The sequence below is a fragment of the Sorangium sp. So ce128 genome, assembly GCF_051525245.1.
Classification (GTDB): domain Bacteria; phylum Myxococcota_A; class Polyangia; order Polyangiales; family Polyangiaceae; genus Sorangium; species Sorangium cellulosum_B.
This window is the reverse complement of record NZ_CP150313.1, coordinates 7,697,730-7,716,611: the sequence shown is the minus strand read 5'-3', so window position 1 is coordinate 7,716,611 and position 18,882 is coordinate 7,697,730. Positions and strand designations below refer to the sequence as shown.

Genomic DNA, 18,882 nt, shown 5'->3' with positions numbered 1-18,882 from the left:
GGATCAAGCGCAAACGAACGTTCGACCACTCGGGACCGCGTTCCAGGGATGGCACCGAGAAGTCGTCAGGGGTTAGCGACCTCCAGAGCGAGGCCGTCCACGGCCATTCCCTCGGATGAACAGAGGAGCGCCATGGGCGGTCCCACTGCGAGAGAAGGCGGGAGACGCTCGCAGACGAGCACGAATCCAATCTAGCAGCCTAGCAACAGGAGCACAACGGGACTTTCGGAGCGTTGCGTTGGGCTTTCTGGTTGGCTGGATTCCAGAAGCAGCGTCGTTTGTTTCGGTTTGTGACGGTTGCGTCGGTTACAACGCTTACGACGGTTACGACCGTTGCGACCGACGCAACCGTTGCATCGGTTTGCGATGACGTCGTCCGCCTGCGTCAGCTTGCGTTGGCTCGTAGCCGCGTTCGCGGCGGCGTGGGTTGGCGTTGGCGTTGGCGCCGCTGCCGTTGTCCGAGGAACAGGCCCGGAGCGCCGCGCTGACGCTGACATCATGGCGCGCGTCAAAACAGTGCGCTCGGCACATTCCGCTAGACATGGCCGTGTGTCGACGCGTTGCCGTCCCGCAGAATTGCGCTCACCTCGTGGGCACAACCCCATGCCAGCGTGTATCCCGAACCGCCGTGGCCGTAGTTGTGGATCACACGGCCTTCTCGCTCGACCCGCACGGTGCTCCGGTAAGGGCGCAGCCCGGCGCGTGAGCCGAGCAAGCGGCCTGGCTTGAGCCCGGCCGCGCGCACCCGCTGGAGCATTGCGTCAGCGAGCTCGGGATCAGGCGTCAACGGGCGATCATCGGGCGACGGGATGAAACAACCGCCAATCACGATCTCGCGACGTCTTGGGATGACATAAACGAGCGCCGACTCGTCCCTTTCATCACCCAGTGCGACATCTGGGGGGATCTCGCCTGGTTCGACGATCGCCACCTGGCCGTAGATACCGATGAGCTCGCCGTCGCCGGTGAGCGCGCGCGCCCCGAGCCCGGTGCAATTCACGATGCAGTCGCCCTCGACCTCGGCGAGCGATCGCACGTGCTCGGTGCGCACTGGACAGTCGAGCTGCGCCTCCAGCCAGGGCAGGTGCAACGATGGCTCGATGCGCGGCGCCGTGAATCGCAGGCTGTACGGCGCGCCCAGCGGGTGGGGTCCAGGCTCGAGCGCGAGGTCCGGGGCGCTCGGAGCCCACCACGGCAGGCGCGTGTCGTCCGCCGCCTCGCGCGCGGTCAGGAGATCCACGCCCGCCTCCGGGTGTTCGTTCGCGATGCGCGTGAGTTCATCGAGGCTCCTCGAGGACCACGCGTTGACGCGCTCGGGCGGGTTCGCCAGGAAAGGATGCCACAGCGCCGCCGCGACCGCGGACGTCGTTCGCTCGCCGCGCGCCGCTGCGATCACCTGTACCCGGTGGCCGTCCCGCTGGAGGACGACCGCCGTGGTCAACCCGATCACCCCTGCGCCCACGACGGTGATCTGCTGCCCTTGAGCCTGGCCCCGCGATGACGCCACGATCGCGCGCTCTAGCACGCCGCGCCTCAGCGTCGACATCGCACACCACGCCCGGCGTCGAATCCGGTCTCGTGGACGTCCCGTGATGTCCCGCGACGTCCCGCTGTGTCCCGCGACGCCCCGCTGTGTCCCGCGACGCCCCGCTGTGTCCCGCGACGCCCCGCTGTGTCCCGCGACGCCCCGCTGTGTCCCGCGACGCCCGATCCACAACGCTTTCCGCCCACCTCTGCACCATGTCGAGCAGAGCGGCGGTCTCCCGCACAGGAGACGGGCCCAGATCGGCATTTTCGGCGCGCAAGCGCACTCCGGTCTCAGGATCCTACACATCTCGCTTGATGTGTGCTGAGCGACGTGATCAAAGCTGCGGATGGGTTCACCTGCAGCAGAGCACGCAGCGGCGCTCGCCGAGGAGATGAGCGACGCGCACTTCGGCGATGCGCGGCTTTCGAAGCGCCAGAGCAAGCTGGTGCAGAAGCTGGCGCAGGCGCCGGACAAGAGCTTCCCCTCGCTGCTGTCCGACAGCGAGCTGGAGGCGGCGTACCGTTTCTTCGGCAACGACGCCGTCACGCCCGCGGCGATTCTGGCTCCGCATGTGCGCGCCACCCTCGCGCGCATGGAGGCCGAGCCGGTCGTGCTCGCCATCCATGACACCACGACCCTGTCCTTCCGCTCGGACGGCCAGCGGCAGGGGCTCGGACGGCTGCGCTCCTCGGGGCAGACGTTCTTCGCCCACTTCACGCTGGCGGTCAGCGGCGATGGAACGCGCCGCCCGCTCGGCGTGCTCGATCTGAGCACGCACGTGCGCGACGACGGCAGGACGGACAACGAGCACGACCGCTGGGGAGAGCAGGTGGAGCGAGTCGCGGCCTTGGGCGCTACTGCGCACGACGTGGTGCACGTCATGGACCGCGAAGGCGACGACTACGGCCTGTTCGCGCAGCTTTTGAGCGCAGGGCATCGGTTCGTGATTCGGCTCGCGCACAATCGCCTCGTCGAGGCTGACGCCCTCGGAGAGCAGGCCAAGCTCGAGCAGGCGCTCGCGCATGTTCAAGCGGTGGCCGTACGCGAGGTAGAGCTTTCGCCGCGGCCGGCGGGCAATCGCAGCCCTCAACAGAAACGGCTGCATCCTCCGCGCGCAGGACGCTTGGCCAAGCTCGCCCTTGGAAGCACGCGCGTGACCCTGCGGCGACCGAGATCCCAGCCGCGCGAGCTGCCTGCGACGCTGTCGCTGTGGGTCGTACGCGTCTGGGAGATCGAGCCGCCGCCGGGCGAAGCGCCGGTCGAGTGGGTGCTGCTCACGAGCGAGCCGGTCGAGTCCGTCGAGCAGCTGACGCAGCTGGTCGACTGGTACCGGGCGCGCTGGATGGTGGAGGAGTTCTTCAAGGCCCTGAAGACCGGATGCGCCTACGAGAAGCGCCAGATCGAGGACCTGCACGGCTTGCGCAACGTGCTGGCGCTCTTCGCGCCCATCGCCTGGCAGCTATTGCTGCTGCGCAGCGAGGCTCGGCGCGCTCCGGAGCAGCCCGCGACCGCCGTGCTCACGCCCACCCAGATCGAGGTGCTGCGGGTCTTCGCGCGCAAGCCCCTGCCCGAGAACGCCACGGCCCGCGATGCCTTCCTGGCAATCGCCGGGCTCGGCGGACACCTCCGGCGAAACGGCGAGCCCGGCTGGCAGACCTTGGGCCGTGGCTACGAGCAACTCCTCACCCTCGTCCAAGGCTGGAGCGCCGCGAGGGAGGTGGGGAAAATATGATCAATCCTGAGACTCCGGTGCGCTGAGCACCGAAAACGCCGAGGTGGGCCCGTATCCGAAGCGGGTGACCGCCGCTCTAGATGTTTCGTGCGCAGCGGGCGCCGATGTTGTTGACGCGGTCGATGGGATAACTGAAGTCGCGGTTGCCTGCGCGCACGTCCGTCGCCGGCGCGCGGTAGCTCCCGCCGCGGGTGACCCGCGTCGCGTCGCGATCGCCGTCCACGCGATGCACGCAGTCGATGCACGGCGTGGGGAGCGCATCCCGCCACCAGTCCATCGTCCACTCCCACAGATTCCCGGCCAGATCCGAGTGCCCCCATCGCCCGTCGCCACGCGGCTTCGACCCGACCGGCAGGATGTCGCTCAGCGCGCAAGCCCCCGCTGCGCTCCCATCCCCCGTGCAGTTGTAGGAGGCGCGATCGCCGTCGATCCCGGAGCCCCAGGGGTAAGGTCGATGCTCGTCGCCACCGGCAGCCGCATAGTTCCACTCCGCCTCGGAGGGCAGGCGGCCGCCGTCCCACGCGCAGAACGCGAACGCCTCGAACCAGGTGATGCAATTGATCGGCAGCTCCTCGTTCGACCCGGGGGCGTCGGTCCACGTCCAGAGGCGATCGCCATTGCACTGCAGCGCCGCCCGGAGCCCCGCGGTGTTCGGCGCGAGCCGCGTGTTCCACCCCGCGATCCACCCGCTGCCGTTGACGTGGGGGTGCCGGCCAGCCCCGATGGCCGGCGGGCTCTCCTGCACGCCCTGCCCGGCATCCACGAACGCTCGGAATCGCCCCACCGTGATCTCGTACTTGTCCAGGCGGAAGTCGCTGACGGCCGCGGGGAACGCGTCGTCAGTGCTCGGCGTCCCGTCGTAGCCCCTCAGGAAAGTGCCACAGGGGACCATCCTGTTGCCGCAGCAGCTCGCGTCGCCCGGCCCGCAGCTGTCCCCGGCGCCCGGCCTGCCCCCCGCGCAGCTCGCAGGCATGACCATCACGTCCGTCGATCCGCACGTGTTCGGGCAACCCGGCTCCCCGCACTCGCACTGCATGCCGCCCGCGCACGTCACGCAGTCCCCGGTTCCATCACACTCCGCGCTGCCGTCTGCCCCGCAGGGGGTCCGCGCCGGCCTCGGCCGCTCTGCACACTCACCCTCGCCGCACACCGCTTCCATGCAGGCGCTCTGCGCTGGCGGGCAGTCCTCCACCGGGTCGACGCAGCCATCCGTCGCACCGCCGCTGCTGCTGCTGGCGCCGCTGCTGCTGCTGCTGCTGCTGGCGCCGCTGGTGGTGGTGGTGGTGGCGTCACTGCTGCTGGCGGTGGCGCTGCTGCCGCCACCGGCCCCGCTTCCACCGCTCCCGACGTCGTGGTCACCAGGGAAATCACGCACCTTCGGGCTGCAACCCGAGACGAGAGAGGTGGCCACGATGAGCGCCAATTTTCTCATGTACGGCATCATACGCGACCGGGCGCACCCCCGTCGCGGTGGATGCCGTACCGGCCCGGAGCGTTGCAGCGCCCGACCTGCGCCGGGCGCCGAGGCGCGCCGGGTGGTCGGGGCGGTGGCCACCGTTCCACCGACGGCGGCCGCCGCGCTGCGGGCGCTGTGTCCTCGTCCGCGCCTCGTTCGCGCCTCGCCTGCGCGGCTTGGCGGCTGGAGCTCCGCTACTTGCGCTGCGCGGGGGCGGTCGCGGTCGCGCCGTCCCCGGCGCGCCGGCCCGGCTCGATCTGGCCGACGTCGCGGACAGCGCCGTTGGCGGCGCTCGTGGCCATCAGCGCGTAAGCCCGCAGGGCAGGGGAGACCTTCCGGTCGCGGTTCGGCCTGAACGCATCGGCGCCGCGCGCCTCGGCGGCGCGGCGGCGGCGATCGAGCTCCGCCTCGCTGACGAGGACATCGATCGTCCGGGCGGGGATGTCGATCCGGATGCGGTCGCCCTCCTCGATGAGCCCGATGGTCCCGCCCTCGGCCGCCTCGGGCGAGACGTGCCCGATGCTCAGGCCCGAGGTCCCGCCGCTGAACCGGCCGTCGGTGATGAGGGCGCACGCCTTTCCGAGGCCCTTCCCCTTCAGGAACGACGTCGGATAGAGCATCTCCTGCATGCCGGGGCCGCCCTTCGGCCCCTCGTAGACGATCACGACCACGTCGCCCGAGCGGATCTGGTTGTCCCAGATCGCGTCGCACGCCGCCTCCTGCGAGTGGAAGACCCGCGCGGGCCCCTCGAACTTCCAGATCTCGGGATCGACGCCGGCGGTCTTCACGATGCAGCCGTCCACCGCGATGTTGCCGTAGAGCACGGCGAGCCCGCCTTCGCGGCTGTACGCGTGGTCGACGTCGCGGATGCAGCCCTTCTGGGCGTCATCGTCGGTGTCGGCGAAGTACTTGTCTTGCGAGAACGCGACCGTGGTCGGCACGCCGCCCGGTGCGGCGAGCGAGCGCTTCTTCGCGGCGGCCGTCGCCGTGGGGCGGCGGATGTCGTTCTCGTCGATGGCCTCGCCCAGCGTGCCCGCGTGGACCGTGCCCGCCTGCCGGTGGATGAGCCCAGCGCGGTCGAGCTCGCCGAGGATCGTCAGCACGCCGCCCGCGCGGTGCACGTCCTCGACGTGGTGATGCGACGACGGCGCGACCTTGCAGATGTTGGGCACCTTGCGCGACATCCGGTCGATGTCCGCCATCTTGAAGTCCACCTGCGCCTCGCGGGCGACCGCCAGGATGTGGAGCACCGTGTTCGTCGAGCCGCCCATCGCGATGTCGAGCGCCATCGCGTTCTCGAACGCCTCGAACGTCGCGATGCTCCGCGGCAGCACCGAGGCGTCGCCGTCGACGTAGTGCCGCTGCGCGAGCGCGACGACGCGCTTCGCGGCCGCCTCGAAGAGCTCCCAGCGCGCCGCGTGCGTCGCGAGCAGCGTGCCGTTGCCGGGCAGCGCGAGGCCGAGCGCCTCGTTGAGGCAGTTCATGCTGTTGGCCGTGAACATGCCGGAGCACGAGCCGCAGGTCGGGCACGCGGACCGCTCCATCGCGGCGAGATCCGCGTCGGTCACCTTGTCGTCGCTCGCGGCGATCATCGGATCGATGAGGTCGAGCTTCCGGATGAGCGGCTTGCCGTCGCGGTCGTGGGTCCCGACGAGCTTGCCCGCCTCCATCGGACCGCCCGACACGAAGACGGTCGGGATGTTGAGCCGCATGGCGGCGAGGAGCATGCCGGGCGTGATCTTGTCGCAGTTCGAGATGCACAGCAGCGCGTCCGCGCAGTGCGCGTTCACCATGTACTCGACGCTGTCGGCGATGAGCTCCCGGCTCGGCAGCGAGTACAGCATGCCGGCGTGGCCCATCGCGATGCCGTCGTCGATGGCGATGGTGTTGAACTCGACGCCCCAGCCGCCCGCGGCGTCGATGACCTTCTTCGCCCGCTGGCCGACGTCGTGGAGGTGGACGTGCCCCGGAACGAACTGCGTGAAGCTGTTGGCGATGGCGACGATCGGCTTCTCGAAGTCCGCGTCCTTCATGCCGGTGGCGCGCCACAACGCGCGCGCCCCTGCCATGTTGCGCCCCTGGGTGGATGTACGACTGCGGTATCCGGCCATGCCAGGAACCTACTCCGTTCCGGCCTTCGCGCCTAGCCGGCAGGCGGGGCCGGCGCCAGGGTACCGCCGCGCCCGCTGCGTCCACCGCCGCGCGCTGCGTCCACCGCCGCGCGCTGCGTGCGCTGCGTCCACAGCCGGCGAGGTCGTTCGAGCGGCCAAGGCGGCGCGCACCAGGTCTCCCGGGGCCTGGGCCGCGACTCCGGGCGTCACCGCAGCCCGGGGCCGGCCCTTCGATCATCGGCCTCGTGGCTTGGACCACCGATCCACGGCGACCATCGCGGCGCCCAGCCCGTCGATGTAGGTGCCGTGCCGGAACGTCGCGCGCTTGAGCGCCACGACCAGCGTGGCCAGGAGCTGGCGCGCCTCGTCTCGTTCTCGCCGCAGGTCCTGGACCTCATCCCGCGACGGCCGGTTGACGACCGCAGCTTGCCCGGCGTCGTTCGTGCCTGTCTGACTCGCTCTCTCGGACATGGGTCTCATCCTCCCATATCAAGTTAGCGCCGCGTCGCCCGCGCCATCAACCTCCATAGGAGGTATTTGAATCGGTGTTCGTATCCCGGCCCACGTCAGCTCAGGAGCGCGCGACGAGGGTGACGAGGCCGCGCGCGATCTCGCGATGGATGACGCGGAGTCCGGCCGCGTCGAGCCTGTCGCAGACCCAATCGGGGGCGAGGCGCAGCTTGCGATAGAAGCTCGCTGACAGCGTCCACCGGCCGTCCTCTCGGCCGCGCGTGTGAACGAGGTCGTGCACCTTGACGGTCTCGGGTTCGTACTCGAGGAAACAGGTCATGATCACATCCGCGGAGTCGTGGACTGGGATGAACCGGTCGGCGCCTACGAGCTCGCGGGTGAGGTCACGGAACGTGAGCGCGAGATGGCCGCCGGGCGCGAGTCGCCGGGCGCAGCCGGCGAACATCCGCTCCACGTCCGACTTGCTGCCGAGGTGGGGGAGCGTGTCGCCCATGCACACGGCGAGCGCGCAGGGGGGCCCCGAGCGCTCCAGCGCGTCGAGGAGATCCCCTCTCACGATCTCGACGGCGAGCGGCCCGCGGCGCGCTTCGAGCTCGGCGAGCAGCCTGTCCGACGTGTCCACGGCGGTCACCCTGAACCCGAGCTGCGCCAGCGCGAGGGACTGAAAGCCGGAGCCGCACCCGAGGTCGATGGCCTCGGGCGAGCCGCCGGACGAGCCTTCAGGGCGCAGGCCGAGGCGCTCGAACAGCGCCCGCTGCTCGGCGACCTTGGCGTCGTACTCCCCGAACATCCTCGAATAGTGCTCGGCGAGGAGCTTGTCGTAGTGATCGGCGACCGTGGGCATGGGCTCTGTTCCTCCGCGGCCATCCTACAGCGGCAGGGCCCGCCGGCGCACGCCTGCGGCGGCACGCATCACGCATCACGCATCACGCATGGGACGCACGGGCGCACGCCTGCGCCGGCACGCGTCACACATGCACGCACGGGGGCTCACCAGAATCGACTGCGTCCGAAAATTTCTGCTCTGCTTTGACGAAGACATGATATCTTGGTTGAAACGCGACTCTTACTCCGACATCGATTTTCGGGTCGGCGGTGTTGGAAGGCACCGGGAAGGTTCCCGGAGCGAGGTTGGAGAGGGAGAGATCGCGTTGCTGTGCGCAGCTGGTTTCGTCGGACGGGTGGGAATGAGGTACGGCGGGCTTGGACCGAGCCAGCCTGTCGCTCGCGCGGGTGTTTCGCTCTTCGAGAGCGCGCCTCGCGAAGCGCGCTGATGGACCCGTCGGAGAACCAGCGAGGCGAGCCGGAGAGCCCAGGCAGGCGGTCACGCCGGGCGACCAGGCAGCCGGAACGACGGGCGAGCCAGAACGACAGGCAAGCCAGATGACCAGGTGAGCTCGGGCGAGCCGCGCCGCGCTCCTCGTGCGCCGCGCAGCCGGAGCCCGGTCGGCCTCGCCGACGCGGCCAGCACCTGAATCTGAGCGAGGCGCGCCCAAGCGCTCAGGTCGGCGAGAAGCTGACGAGACTGACGAGACTGACGAGACTGACGAGACTGACGAAGCTCACGAGCCGCCGACAAGCGTGACGAACGGCTCATGACCGCAAACCCCGTCGAGATCGAGAAATGAGTTGCGGAAGGTGTCAGTCTGCGTCACGATGAGAAGTTTTGTGACTGCGGTGTTTGCGATCTTGCGGAGTTCACGCGGGTCGTGGGATCACGTCGAAGTAGCGAAGGAGCGTGGTGCATGAAGACGGTTGGTGATTGGCTCTCCAGGTGCTCGCGATCGCTCGTCGCCGCGGGCGCGGCAGCGCTCCTCTCCGCCGCGCCGACCGCGGCCTCGGCAGAGCACCCCGCCACGCCGCGGCAGGCTGCACCGACGGTAGCCGGCGCGGAGAGCGCGCCTACGGCAGAGCCCGCCTCGGCCCCCGGCGCGGGCGAGTGGGACACCTTCTCCGTGGAGGTCTATGGCAGGCTGGTCTCGCGCGCGGGAAAGGTCGCGACGCTGCTGCCGCTCGTCTCCACGACCGAGAAGCCGGTCGCCGCGGGGACCAAGGCGGTGCTCTTCCGCAAGGTCGAGGACCCCGACGGGCCGAGATCCACGAAATGGGTCGAGATCGCCAGGGTGACCATGAAGAAGATCGAGTCGACCGGCAACATGCAGCTCACCATCGACTCGGAGCCGCAGGCGCCGCCCGGCGAGAAGGGCAAGACGCCTGGCCACTTCGTGAAGGGCGCTCGGCTCAAGCTCGCGATCCAGTAGCCCGGCGCCGCGCGCGGCGGAGCACGCCGCGGGCGTGAGCCGGGTCGCACCGCTCCGAGGAGGACCGCGCGGTCGCCGCGAGCGGGGACGGTGGGAGGGAGTCGGCGCGGGGGCCGCGGCCGAATGTCGCCGCCGTCGCACGACATTTTGGAACGCGGCGCCTCATCGTTGATAGAGTCGGCTTGCGGAGACGCGCGACGACGATGAACGCCCTTCGATCCTGGCTCTCGCAACTGAACCGCCCCGAGGTGACGGAGTTCGCCGTGGCCACCGGGCGCATGCCCAGCGTCAAGGTCTCGGGCGCCTTCCAGGCCGTCGATCCCGGCGCCCTCACCACGGAGGACATCCTCATGCTCCTCAGCGCGCTCGGCGGCGGCCGCCACATCGAGGCCCTCGGCGCGAAGCCGTCGCAGTGGCACATCCGCATCGAGGGCATCGGCGCCATCTCGGTCGTCGCCGCGCGCCAGGGCGACCTCGTGCACGCCCGCATGACGCGGATGCAGTCGTCCGGCGCGTCGGGGACCGCGGCCGCCGCGCCTCCCGCGCGCCCTTCGCAGCAGCTCTCCATGCGGGAGCACCTCGCGCCCGAGGAGGGGCAGCGCTCACCGCCGCGCGAGCAGGACGCGAAGCGCACGAGCTCCTCGGAGGTCGCGCTCGACCTCCGCTCTCCGCCGCCGCCTGCAGAGCCCCGCGCCAGCCGGCCCTCGGTGGCCCGCTTCGAGGCGCGCGCCGACGATGCGCCGGCCGCCGAGCGCGCCGCGCCGGCCGCCCGCCCGTCGGCGCCGTCCCCGGAGCCCCGCGCCGCCGCGCGCGTGGCCGCCGCGGGCGGGCGCGCGCGGCCCTCCTCCGCCGAAGTGCCGGCGGCCGCCCTCGACGGGCTGCTCGCCATGGCGCGCGATCAGGGCGCGAGCGATCTGCACCTCGTCGCCGGCCGCCCGCCGCTCCTGCGCGTGGCCGGCGAGCTGATGCCGCACGGCGAGCCGCTCGACCCGGCGGCCGTCGAGTCCCTCCTCTTGCCGCGCGTCCCGGCGCGCCTCTCGCAGGTGCTCGAGGTCGAGGGCTCCTGCGATTTCGCCCTGGAGCTCGGCGCGCTCGGCCGCTTCCGGGTGAACATCTCGCGCCACCGGCAGGGGTACAAGGGCTCGTTCCGGCTGATAGCGCGCACCATCCCGACCCTCGCGTCGCTCGGCCTGCCCGACGCCATCGGGCTCGCCACCCGCCACCACCAGGGCCTCATCGTGATCACCGGGCCGACGGGCCACGGCAAGACCACGACGCTCACCGCGATCGTCGACATCCTGAACCGCGAGACCAGCCATCACATCATCACGGTCGAGGATCCCGTCGAGTTCGTCCATGCGCGCGGCAAGGCGATGATCAGCCAGCGCGAGGTCGGCACGCACACCCGCTCCTTCGAGAACGCCCTCAAGGCCTCGCTGCGCGAGGATCCCGACGTCATCGTCGTCGGCGAGCTCAGGGACACGGCGACGGTCCGCATGGCGCTGGCCGCGAGCGAGACTGGCCACCTCGTCCTCGGCACCATGAACACCCCGAGCGCGGCGAAGACCATCGATCGGCTGATCGATCTCTTCCCGCCCGGCGATCAGCAGCAGGTGCGCGTCACCCTCGCGGGCGGCCTCCGGCTCATCGTCAGCCAGCGGCTCCTGCCGAGCGAGGGCGGCAGGCGCATGGTCGCCGCCGCCGAGGTCCTGCCCGGCTCCGTCCCGCTCTGGAACCTCATCCGCGACTCCAAGACGTTCCAGATACCGAGCCTCCAGCAGCGGGGGAAGGGCCTCGGGATCATCCGCCTGGACGACTCGCTGGCCGAGCTCGTCCGCGCCGGCAAGACCACGCTCGAGGCCGCGCTCAAGGTGGCGGAGGCCCCCGACGAGCTCGAGGCCGTCCTCGCCGGCAGGCGGCAGCCCATGCTCACGCCGGACAGGAGGCCACCCGCCCCCGCGCCCGACGCGTCCAAGTCCGCGCCCCTCGAGGCGGGCAAGGGCCTCTTCGAGCGCGCGGGCGCGCTCTTCGGAAAGAAGGGAGCGTAACGTGGCCCGGATCGACCGCCTCTTCGACGAGCTGCTCTCGAGGAAGGGCAGCGACCTGCACCTCGGCATCGGCTATCCGCCGCTCGTGCGCGCCCGAGGCGAGCTCATCGCCCTGCGCGACACGCCCCTCGACACGGCCGAGATGGAGGCGCTCCTCTTCGAGATCACGACCCCCGAGGAGACGCGGCGGATCGTCGACGAGCTCGATCTCGACTTCGCCTATTCCTACGCGGACAGGGCCCGTTTCCGCGCGAACTACTTCTACAAGACCACCGGGCTCGCGGCCGTCTTCCGCACCATCCCGAGCAAGATCCTCTCGCTCGACGATCTCGGCTGCCCCGAGATCGCCCGCCGGCTGTCCGAGCGGACGAGCGGGCTCATCTTGATCACCGGGCCGACCGGCTCCGGCAAGTCCACGACGCTCGCGGCGATGATCGATCACATCAACCGCTCGCGCGCCTGCCATGTCCTCACGATCGAGGATCCGGTCGAGTTCGTGCACAGCCCCATCAAGGCCCAGATCACGCACCGCGAGGTCGGCCCCGACGCGGGCAGCTTCGCGAGCGCGATCCGCAGCGCCGGGCGCGAGGACGCCGACGTGATCCTGATCGGCGAGCTCCGGACCAACGAGACCATGAAGCTCGCCTTGCAGCTCGCGAGCTTCGGTGTCCTCGTCTTCGGCACCGTCCACACGAACAGCGCCGCCGCGACGATCGACCGTATCATCAACGCGTTTCCCGCCGACGAGCAGCTCCAGGTCCGCGGCATGCTCGCCGAGAGCCTCGCCGCGATCATCGCCCAGCAGCTGCTCCGCACGAAGGACGGCACGAGCCGCGTCGCCGCCCACGAGATCCTCGTCGGCTCGAGCGCGCTCTCCGCGATGATCCGCGAGGGCAAGACGTTCCAGATCACGAACCTGATGCAGGCGGGCCGCTCCGCCGGCATGCAGACGATGGACATGGCGCTGGAGCGGCTCGTCAAGAAGGACACCATCTCGGTCCAGGCGGCGCTGGAGAAGGCGATCGACAAGGACAGCTTCCAGAAGCTCTTCCCCGACGCGCAGGGGGCGTGACGCAGAATCGAGCCGCGGAGGCGGAAGGGGGAGAGCGAATCGCTCGTCGTCTTCTCTGGGCGTCCTGGCGCTCTGTCTCGCTAGGACGCGACACCCCCGCTCCTCGGCGGGCCTCCCGAGGCAGATGACGGTGCGACGTTCCGCGGCAGATCCACGGTGAAGCAGGCGCCCTTGCCCTTCTCGCTCGACACCTGGAGCGTGCCCCCGTGCGCCCGGACGATCTCGTTCGCGATGTAGAGCCCGAGCCCGAGCCCGCCGTAGGACCTCGACGAGACCGCCCGCTCGAACCGCCTGAAGATGCGCTCCATGTCCTCCGGCGCGATGCCGGGCCCGTGATCGCGCACGACGACCCGCGCCGTGTCGCCGCGCTCGGCGACGGTCACCTCGATGGGCCCGCCCTTGCCGAACTTGATCGCGTTGTTGAGCAGGCTCCTCAGGACCTGCGCGACGCGGAGCCGATCGAAGCGGCCGCGCACCGGGCGCCCCGCCGCGATCTCGATCCGGCAGCCCGCACGCGACGAGGGCTCGCGGAGCTCGCTCACGACGTCGCAGGTCAGCGCGGAGAGGTCGACCTCCGAGAGATCGAGGTCGAGCTCATGGCGCGCAATCTGGTTCACGTCGAGGAGGGCCTCGATGAGCCGCTCGATCCGCTCGACCTGCCCCAGGCTCACCGCGACCATGCGCTCGAGCGAGGGGTTCACGATCTCGGTCGCCAGCTTCTTCTGCATCAGCGCGAGCTTCAGCCTGAGCGGCGTGAGCGGCGTGCGGAGCTCGTGGGACGCGACGGCGAGGAACTCCTCGCGGATCTGGACGGCCTGCTGCGCCTCGCGGTAAAGGCGCGCGTTGTCGAGCGCCATCGCGGCCCTGCGCGCGAGCTCCTCGACGAGCGGCGCGTCGGCCCCGGTATAACGCGGCGTCGCTCCGGTCCGCATCAGCGAGAGCACGCCGAGGCAGCGGCCGCGCGTCACGAGCGGCGCGTTCATGTACGCCGCGGGCGCGAGCTCGAAGAGCGCCTCCGGGCGCGCCGCGCCCGCGGCCCAGCGCCGCATCAGGCCGTCGCTCACGCGGCAGAGCTCGGCACGATCCGCGCCGAGGACACGGTGGGGATCCCCGGGCGCGCCCGGGGACGCGGCGGCGTCCCCGGAGGGCGCGGCGAGCTCGCGCAGGCGCGCGGCCTTGGCCGGGGAGTCCGCCGCGACGGCGGCTTGCTGGAGCGCGCCCGCGTCGTCGAGCACGTAGAGCGCGGCGCCCTCGGCGAGCTCGGGCACCGCGACCCCCGCGATCGCGTCCAGCGTCGCCTCGTAGCCGAGATCGGCCGCGAGCCGCCTGCTCGCCTCCGCCAGGAAGCGCTCGGCCATCTCCGCCCGCTTGCGCTCGGTGATGTCCGTCGAGATGCCGCAGACGGCATAGATGGCTCCAGCGGCGTCGTGCAGGGTGAACTTGAGGGACAGGTACGTGCGCGGCTCGTCGTCCACGAGCACGACCTCTTCCAGGTCCAGCGGGCTGTCCGCCTCGATCACCTTGCGGTCGTAGGCGGCGAACGCGTCCGCCATCTCCGGCGGGAAGAGCTCGTGATCTCTCTTGCCGATCACCTGCTCTCTCGACAGATGGACGAACTGCTCGTACCGCCGGTTGATCAGGAGCAGCCGGCCCTCCAGATCCTTGACGTAGATGGCGGCCGGCGAGCTGTCGACGATGCTCTGGAGCAACGCCTCGCTCTTCTTCAGCGCCGCGTAGAGCGACGCGTTCTCGAGCGAGATGGCGGCCTGCGACGCGAGCAGATCGAGCACCGCGAGCGTGTCCTCGGTGAACGCGCCGCGCATCGCGGCGTTCTCCAGGTAGAGGATCGCGTCGACCCCGGGGCGCCGCGCGATCGGCATGCACAGGACCGATCTCGGCCGGGCCAGCGCGATGTACTCGTCCGCCGAGAACCGCGTCTCCGCCGCGTCGTCGAGGATAACCGGCTCGCCCGTCCGGACGACGTAGTTGACGACCGACAGCGGCAGCGCGGCGGAGGACGCGGGCGCGCGCGCCTCGCCGGCGAGCGACTCCACGAACGGCTTTCCTCCCTCGATCCTCGCCCTCGCCCGGATCGACGCGGCGCCGCGGCGAGCCTCCAGCAGGTAGCCCTTCTGCGCGCCTGCGTGCGCAAGGACGACCCTCAGCAGCGCCTCTTCGAGCCGGGGCATCAGGATCTCGCCCGAGAGGCTCTGAGACGCCCTCACGACGGCCAGCCGGTCGAGCTCCTCGGCCGGCATCGTGACCGTGCTCGTCGCGGCGAGCGGGCGCGCCGCGAGGTGCGGAAAGAGCCTGTCGAGCTGCTTCACCTTCCCGTCGGCGCCCCAGCGGGCGTAGCTGCTGCGGGCCGCGCGGAGGTAGGCGTCGGCGATCAGGTCGAAGCCGCGATCGCGGTAGAACGCCGCTGCGAGCTCCTGGCCCAGCGCCTCGCCATGGACGAAGCCGCTCGAGCGCGCGGCCCGGATGGCCTGCTCGTAGAGGCGCATCGCGGAGAGCTCGTCGCCCGCGATGCGCGCGATCTCGGCCGACACGAGCGCGTGGCGGTCTGCCTGGTTCGCGGGCTGGACCTCCGCCCAGCGGCGGAGATCCGCCTCGTGTGCCCTCAGGGCAGGGAGGAGGTCTCTTCGCTGCTCCTCTGGCAGGGCGCGGGCATGGCACGAGAGCGCGAGCGCGGCGACGTAGGCTTGCGTGCTGACGTGGAACTGGTCTGTCACGGTACCCAGCAGCTCGCCCGCCGCGCGCGACGCGGCCACGGCTTCGCCATGGCGACCGAACAGGAGCGCCGCCTGGGCGGCGTAGAGGCGCGCGTGGAAGCGCGTGATCCGCTCCGCCGCCCCGCGCGGCGGTCCCTCGATGTCATCGGCGCCCTCGCTCCCCCAGCCCGAATCGCGCCCGCGCAGGCGCTCCACGAACCGATGCACGACGGCCAAGGAATCGTGGATGACGTCGTACCGGGCCCGGCGCGCGAAGTCCATGTGGCGCTCGGCCTCGGCGACGACGTCCGCCAGCGGATCGCCCGCGGCGAGGCGCAGGGTCACGCCCTGAAACGAGCCATACGACGCGTAGAGCAGCGCACCGGTCTCGACGGCCTCGTCAAATGCCTTGTAGAGGAGGCCGACCACGTCCTGCAAGGGGCGGATCCAGGCGTCGATGAAGGTGCTGATCATATGGAGGATCTGCGCCCGGTTCCCGGCCCGGCCGCTGGTCTCCAGCAGCGCGCGGGCGAGCTCGCCGAAGCGGTAGCTCTCCCGGTAGAGGCCGAGGACGCGGCCGATGGTCCCGCCGAACGCGACGTATCCAGGCGGAGAAGCGTCCGAGTTGCCCGCGCGGAGGCTGAGCCGGACCATGTGGCACGCGATGAGGCTGTAGAGGCGCGGGTCCGTGAAATAGGCTGACGGGAGCGCCGTCGACAGGGTCGTCATCACGGCCAGCATGTCCGGATCGACCATGCGCGGCAGGCTGACGAGCTCCTCGATGCGGCGGTCGCACACCTCGCCCCAGACCTCGCATACCGCGCGCTCTACCGCGTCGCGCGTCGGGTGGAGCGGGATGTCGATGCCGAAGCGGCGCACGCAGGAGAGGGCGCTCTGCGCCGCTCGCTCGAAATCGGTCCGGGCCGTGTGGAGGACGATCTCGATGCCGTGGACCTCCGCAAGCTCGAGCCGGCCCCGAGCGCGCAGAAGGAGCACGTCGACGAGCCGCTCGGAGGCGGCGAAGTCGCCGCACAGGAAGGCGCAGCGCGCGCCCTCGCAGTGGAGATCGAACGCGAGCGCGCGCTCCTTGTTCCAGGCGTCGTCCCCGAGCAGCGCGATGCCCGCCGCGAGGTAGCTGGCCGCGGCTGCGTAGGCTGCAGAGGCCTTGGCTCGCCGGCCCGCCACCAGGTTGAGCCTGGCGATCCGGACCTTCTCGCGCCGGTCGGTCACGAGGGCAGCGCCCAGGTTCAGGTGGCCGGCGATCTCGAAGACGCGCGCCTCGGCCGCGTCGGGAGGCGCGTGGGCGGCGAGCAGCCGCCCGATGCGGAGGTGCACCGCCCCCAGCTCCGCCTCCGGAATGAGCGCGTGAGCCGCCTGCTGGACACGGTCGTGGAGGAACCGGTACGTGTCGCCGGACCAGAGGAGCAGCCCCTCGCGCACGAGCTCCCGGTGGTCCTCGTGAATGGCGTCCTCGGACCGATCGCGGATGACGGCGAGGGTGCCGGCATCGACGGTATTCCCCACGCAGGCGGCCAGCGTGAGCGCCTTCTGGGCCGACGGGGAGAGGCGCTTGATCTTCGCGATCATGAGATCGACCACGTTGTCGGCGAGGCCCTTGCCGCGGATCGCGTCGATGTCCCACCTGAAGGCGCCTGCGCGCAGATCGACCTCGAACAGGCCCTCTTTGTGGAGCATGGTCAAGAACTGGGTGGCGAAGAACGGATTGCCGGCGGTCTTCTCGTAGACGAGGCGCGCGAGCGGGGCGGCGTCCTCTCCGCTCGTATGGACCGTATCGGCGACGAGCCGCTGCACATCCCGCTCGGACAGCCGAGCGAGCTCGATCTCGAGGAGCCTTATGCCGGCGCCCCGCGCGCGCTCGAGCATGCACGTCAGCGGGTGGAGCGGGCTCACCTCTTCATCGCGGTAGGCGCCGATCGCGAGCAGGCATTGCGTCTCGGGGTGGGTGACGAGGTGCTCGAGGAGCGCGAGGCTCGCCGGGTCTGCCCACTGGAGGTCGTCGAGGAAGAGGCAGAGTGGGCGCTCCTCGCGGCAGAAGGCGCCGACGAAGCGCCGGAACACCATCGCGAACCGGTTCTCTGTCTCGGTCAGCGGCAGCTCGGCGACGGGCGGCTGCTCGCCGAGGATGAGCTCCACCTCCGGGAGGACGTCGACGATGAGCTGCGCGTTCTTGCCGAGGGCCGCGGAGAGCCGCCTCCGCCACGCGTCCACGACGGGCTCGCTCCCGCTCAGGATCTCGCGCACGAGCTCGCGGAGCGCCTGGACGATCGTGGCGTAGGGCGCGTGTCGGCGCTGCTGGTCGAATTTGCCCGCCGCGAAGAGGCCCCGCTCCCGGACCGCCTTCCGGTAGAGCTCCTGCACCAGCGAGGTCTTGCCGACGCCGGCGTTGCCGGAGAGGAGGAGGAGCTCCGGAGCCCCGAGCCGCGCCACGCGCTCGAAGGCGGCGACGAGCGCGCCGAGCTCGCGCTCGCGGCCGTAGAGCTCCTTCGGGATCTGGAAGAGACCAGAGAAATCGTGCTCTCCGAGCGGGAATGGGTCGATGCGCGCGCGCGTCGTGAGCCCCTCGAGACATCGCTCGAGATCGAGCGTGAGGCCGCGCGCGCTCTGGTATCGATCCTCGGGCGCCTTGGCGAGGAGCTTCATGACGAGATCGGACACCGGCGAAGGGAGACCCGGGACGAGCTCCGATGGAGGCCGGGGGAGCACCGCGGCGTGATGGTGGACCCACTCCAGGGCATCGCCGGCCGAGAAGGGCAGGACGCCCGTGAGCATCTCGTAGAGCGTGACGCCCAGCGAATAGAGGTCGGTGCGGAGATCGACCGCCCGGCTCGTGCGCCCGGTCTGCTCGGGCGCCATGTAGGCGAGGGTCCCCTCGATGACGCTCGGGCTCCGCGCGTCGCCGTTGTCCTCGGGGAGCAGGGAGGCAAGATCGAAGTCCGCTATCTTCACCTCTCCAGACATGGAATCGACGAGGATGTTCTGCGGCTTGATGTCCTTGTGGACGACCCCCTTTGCGTGGATGTCCGAGAGGGCTGTCGAGATGCTGGAGGCGATCGTCAAGAAACGTTTGAGATCCATCGGCGCCCCGAGCTCCCGATCGAGCGAGCGACCCCTGAAGTCTTCCAGGACGAGCGCCGGCCGGCTCCGGTAGGTGGTGAGCTCACAGGGCCTGATCGCGGACCGGCCGCTGAGCCTTCGCCCGATCTCGAGCTCGTGGCGCAGCCGCGCGGCGTCCCGGCCGTCGAGGGGCTCTGCCCGGGGGATCTTGAGCAGGACCGGACAACCGTCCTCGTTCCGGAGGCCGCGATGGACGACGAACCTGGTCCCCTCGCGGAGGATCTCCGTCACGGTATAGCGGTCGGGCGCGGGCATGTCGTTCGACCGGCGGCGACCAGGCCGCGCCGGGCGCGCTGCCCAGTCCGCCGCCGCGCGGTGTGATGATCATCCCGGCGCTCCACGGACCGACGTTTCGCA

General features: G+C 70.6%; 10 protein-coding genes. 4 read left to right on the top strand and 6 right to left on the bottom strand.

Features of this window, described 5'->3' with window-relative positions; all coding sequences use genetic code 11:
* Window positions 1-535: 535 nt before the first annotated feature.
* On the bottom strand, window positions 536-1,546 hold the full coding sequence (locus WME82_RS29170; protein ID WP_438037970.1) for an FAD-dependent oxidoreductase: 1,011 nt from the start codon (window positions 1,544-1,546) through the stop codon (window positions 536-538).
* Window positions 1,547-1,874: 328 nt separating this feature from the next.
* Between WME82_RS29170 and WME82_RS29165 the strand changes: the two genes are divergently transcribed.
* Window positions 1,875-3,260, top strand: a complete 1,386-nt coding sequence (locus WME82_RS29165) for an IS4 family transposase (RefSeq protein ID WP_438037969.1) — start codon at window positions 1,875-1,877, stop codon at window positions 3,258-3,260.
* 76 nt (window positions 3,261-3,336) lie between these two features.
* On the opposite strand, the gene WME82_RS29160 is transcribed toward WME82_RS29165, so the two are convergent.
* The 4 genes from WME82_RS29160 to WME82_RS29145 form a co-directional block, all read right to left on the bottom strand.
* Window positions 3,337-4,692, bottom strand: coding sequence for a formylglycine-generating enzyme family protein (locus WME82_RS29160; protein ID WP_438037968.1), 1,356 nt, complete (start codon window positions 4,690-4,692; stop codon window positions 3,337-3,339).
* 218 nt (window positions 4,693-4,910) lie between these two features.
* Complete coding sequence (gene ilvD / locus WME82_RS29155) at window positions 4,911-6,827, bottom strand: dihydroxy-acid dehydratase (RefSeq protein ID WP_438037967.1); 1,917 nt, start codon at window positions 6,825-6,827, stop codon at window positions 4,911-4,913.
* Between the two features lie 234 nt (window positions 6,828-7,061).
* Window positions 7,062-7,298, bottom strand: coding sequence for a hypothetical protein (locus tag WME82_RS29150; protein ID WP_012237958.1), 237 nt, complete (start codon window positions 7,296-7,298; stop codon window positions 7,062-7,064).
* 100 nt (window positions 7,299-7,398) lie between these two features.
* The gene (locus WME82_RS29145) at window positions 7,399-8,142 is read right to left on the bottom strand and encodes a class I SAM-dependent DNA methyltransferase (protein WP_437739781.1); all 744 of its coding nucleotides are present in this window, start codon (window positions 8,140-8,142) and stop codon (window positions 7,399-7,401) included.
* 901 nt (window positions 8,143-9,043) lie between these two features.
* Here WME82_RS29145 and WME82_RS29140 point away from each other — a divergent pair.
* The 3 genes from WME82_RS29140 to WME82_RS29130 all read left to right on the top strand — a co-directional run bounded on the left by WME82_RS29140 (window position 9,044) and on the right by WME82_RS29130 (window position 12,679).
* Window positions 9,044-9,559 carry a hypothetical protein gene (locus WME82_RS29140; protein ID WP_437739780.1) on the top strand — a complete coding sequence of 172 codons (516 nt, stop codon included), beginning with the start codon at window positions 9,044-9,046 and terminating at the stop codon, window positions 9,557-9,559.
* A 203-nt stretch (window positions 9,560-9,762) separates the two neighbouring features.
* The gene (locus WME82_RS29135; RefSeq protein ID WP_438037966.1) at window positions 9,763-11,607 is read left to right on the top strand and encodes a type IV pilus twitching motility protein PilT; all 1,845 of its coding nucleotides are present in this window, start codon (window positions 9,763-9,765) and stop codon (window positions 11,605-11,607) included.
* Between the two features lies 1 nt (window position 11,608).
* Window positions 11,609-12,679, top strand: coding sequence for a type IV pilus twitching motility protein PilT (locus WME82_RS29130; RefSeq protein WP_437911733.1), 1,071 nt, complete (start codon window positions 11,609-11,611; stop codon window positions 12,677-12,679).
* An 80-nt stretch (window positions 12,680-12,759) separates the two neighbouring features.
* Here the strand turns inward: WME82_RS29130 and WME82_RS29125 are convergent, their stop codons facing one another.
* Complete coding sequence (locus WME82_RS29125) at window positions 12,760-18,780, bottom strand: AAA family ATPase (protein ID WP_438037965.1); 6,021 nt, start codon at window positions 18,778-18,780, stop codon at window positions 12,760-12,762.
* Window positions 18,781-18,882: the final 102 nt, after the last annotated feature.

Coding starts and splice junctions, on each gene's coding strand:
- WME82_RS29140 (WP_437739780.1), top strand. CDS start 9,044: ATGAAGACGGTTGGTGATTGGCTCTCCAGGTGCTCGCGATCGCTCGTC.
- WME82_RS29165 (WP_438037969.1), top strand. CDS start 1,875: ATGGGTTCACCTGCAGCAGAGCACGCAGCGGCGCTCGCCGAGGAGATG.
- WME82_RS29145 (WP_437739781.1), bottom strand. CDS start 8,142: ATGCCCACGGTCGCCGATCACTACGACAAGCTCCTCGCCGAGCACTAT.
- WME82_RS29135 (WP_438037966.1), top strand. CDS start 9,763: ATGAACGCCCTTCGATCCTGGCTCTCGCAACTGAACCGCCCCGAGGTG.
- WME82_RS29125 (WP_438037965.1), bottom strand. CDS start 18,780: ATGCCCGCGCCCGACCGCTATACCGTGACGGAGATCCTCCGCGAGGGG.
- WME82_RS29160 (WP_438037968.1), bottom strand. CDS start 4,692: ATGAGAAAATTGGCGCTCATCGTGGCCACCTCTCTCGTCTCGGGTTGC.
- ilvD (WP_438037967.1), bottom strand. CDS start 6,827: ATGGCCGGATACCGCAGTCGTACATCCACCCAGGGGCGCAACATGGCA.
- WME82_RS29150 (WP_012237958.1), bottom strand. CDS start 7,298: ATGTCCGAGAGAGCGAGTCAGACAGGCACGAACGACGCCGGGCAAGCT.
- WME82_RS29170 (WP_438037970.1), bottom strand. CDS start 1,546: ATGTCGACGCTGAGGCGCGGCGTGCTAGAGCGCGCGATCGTGGCGTCA.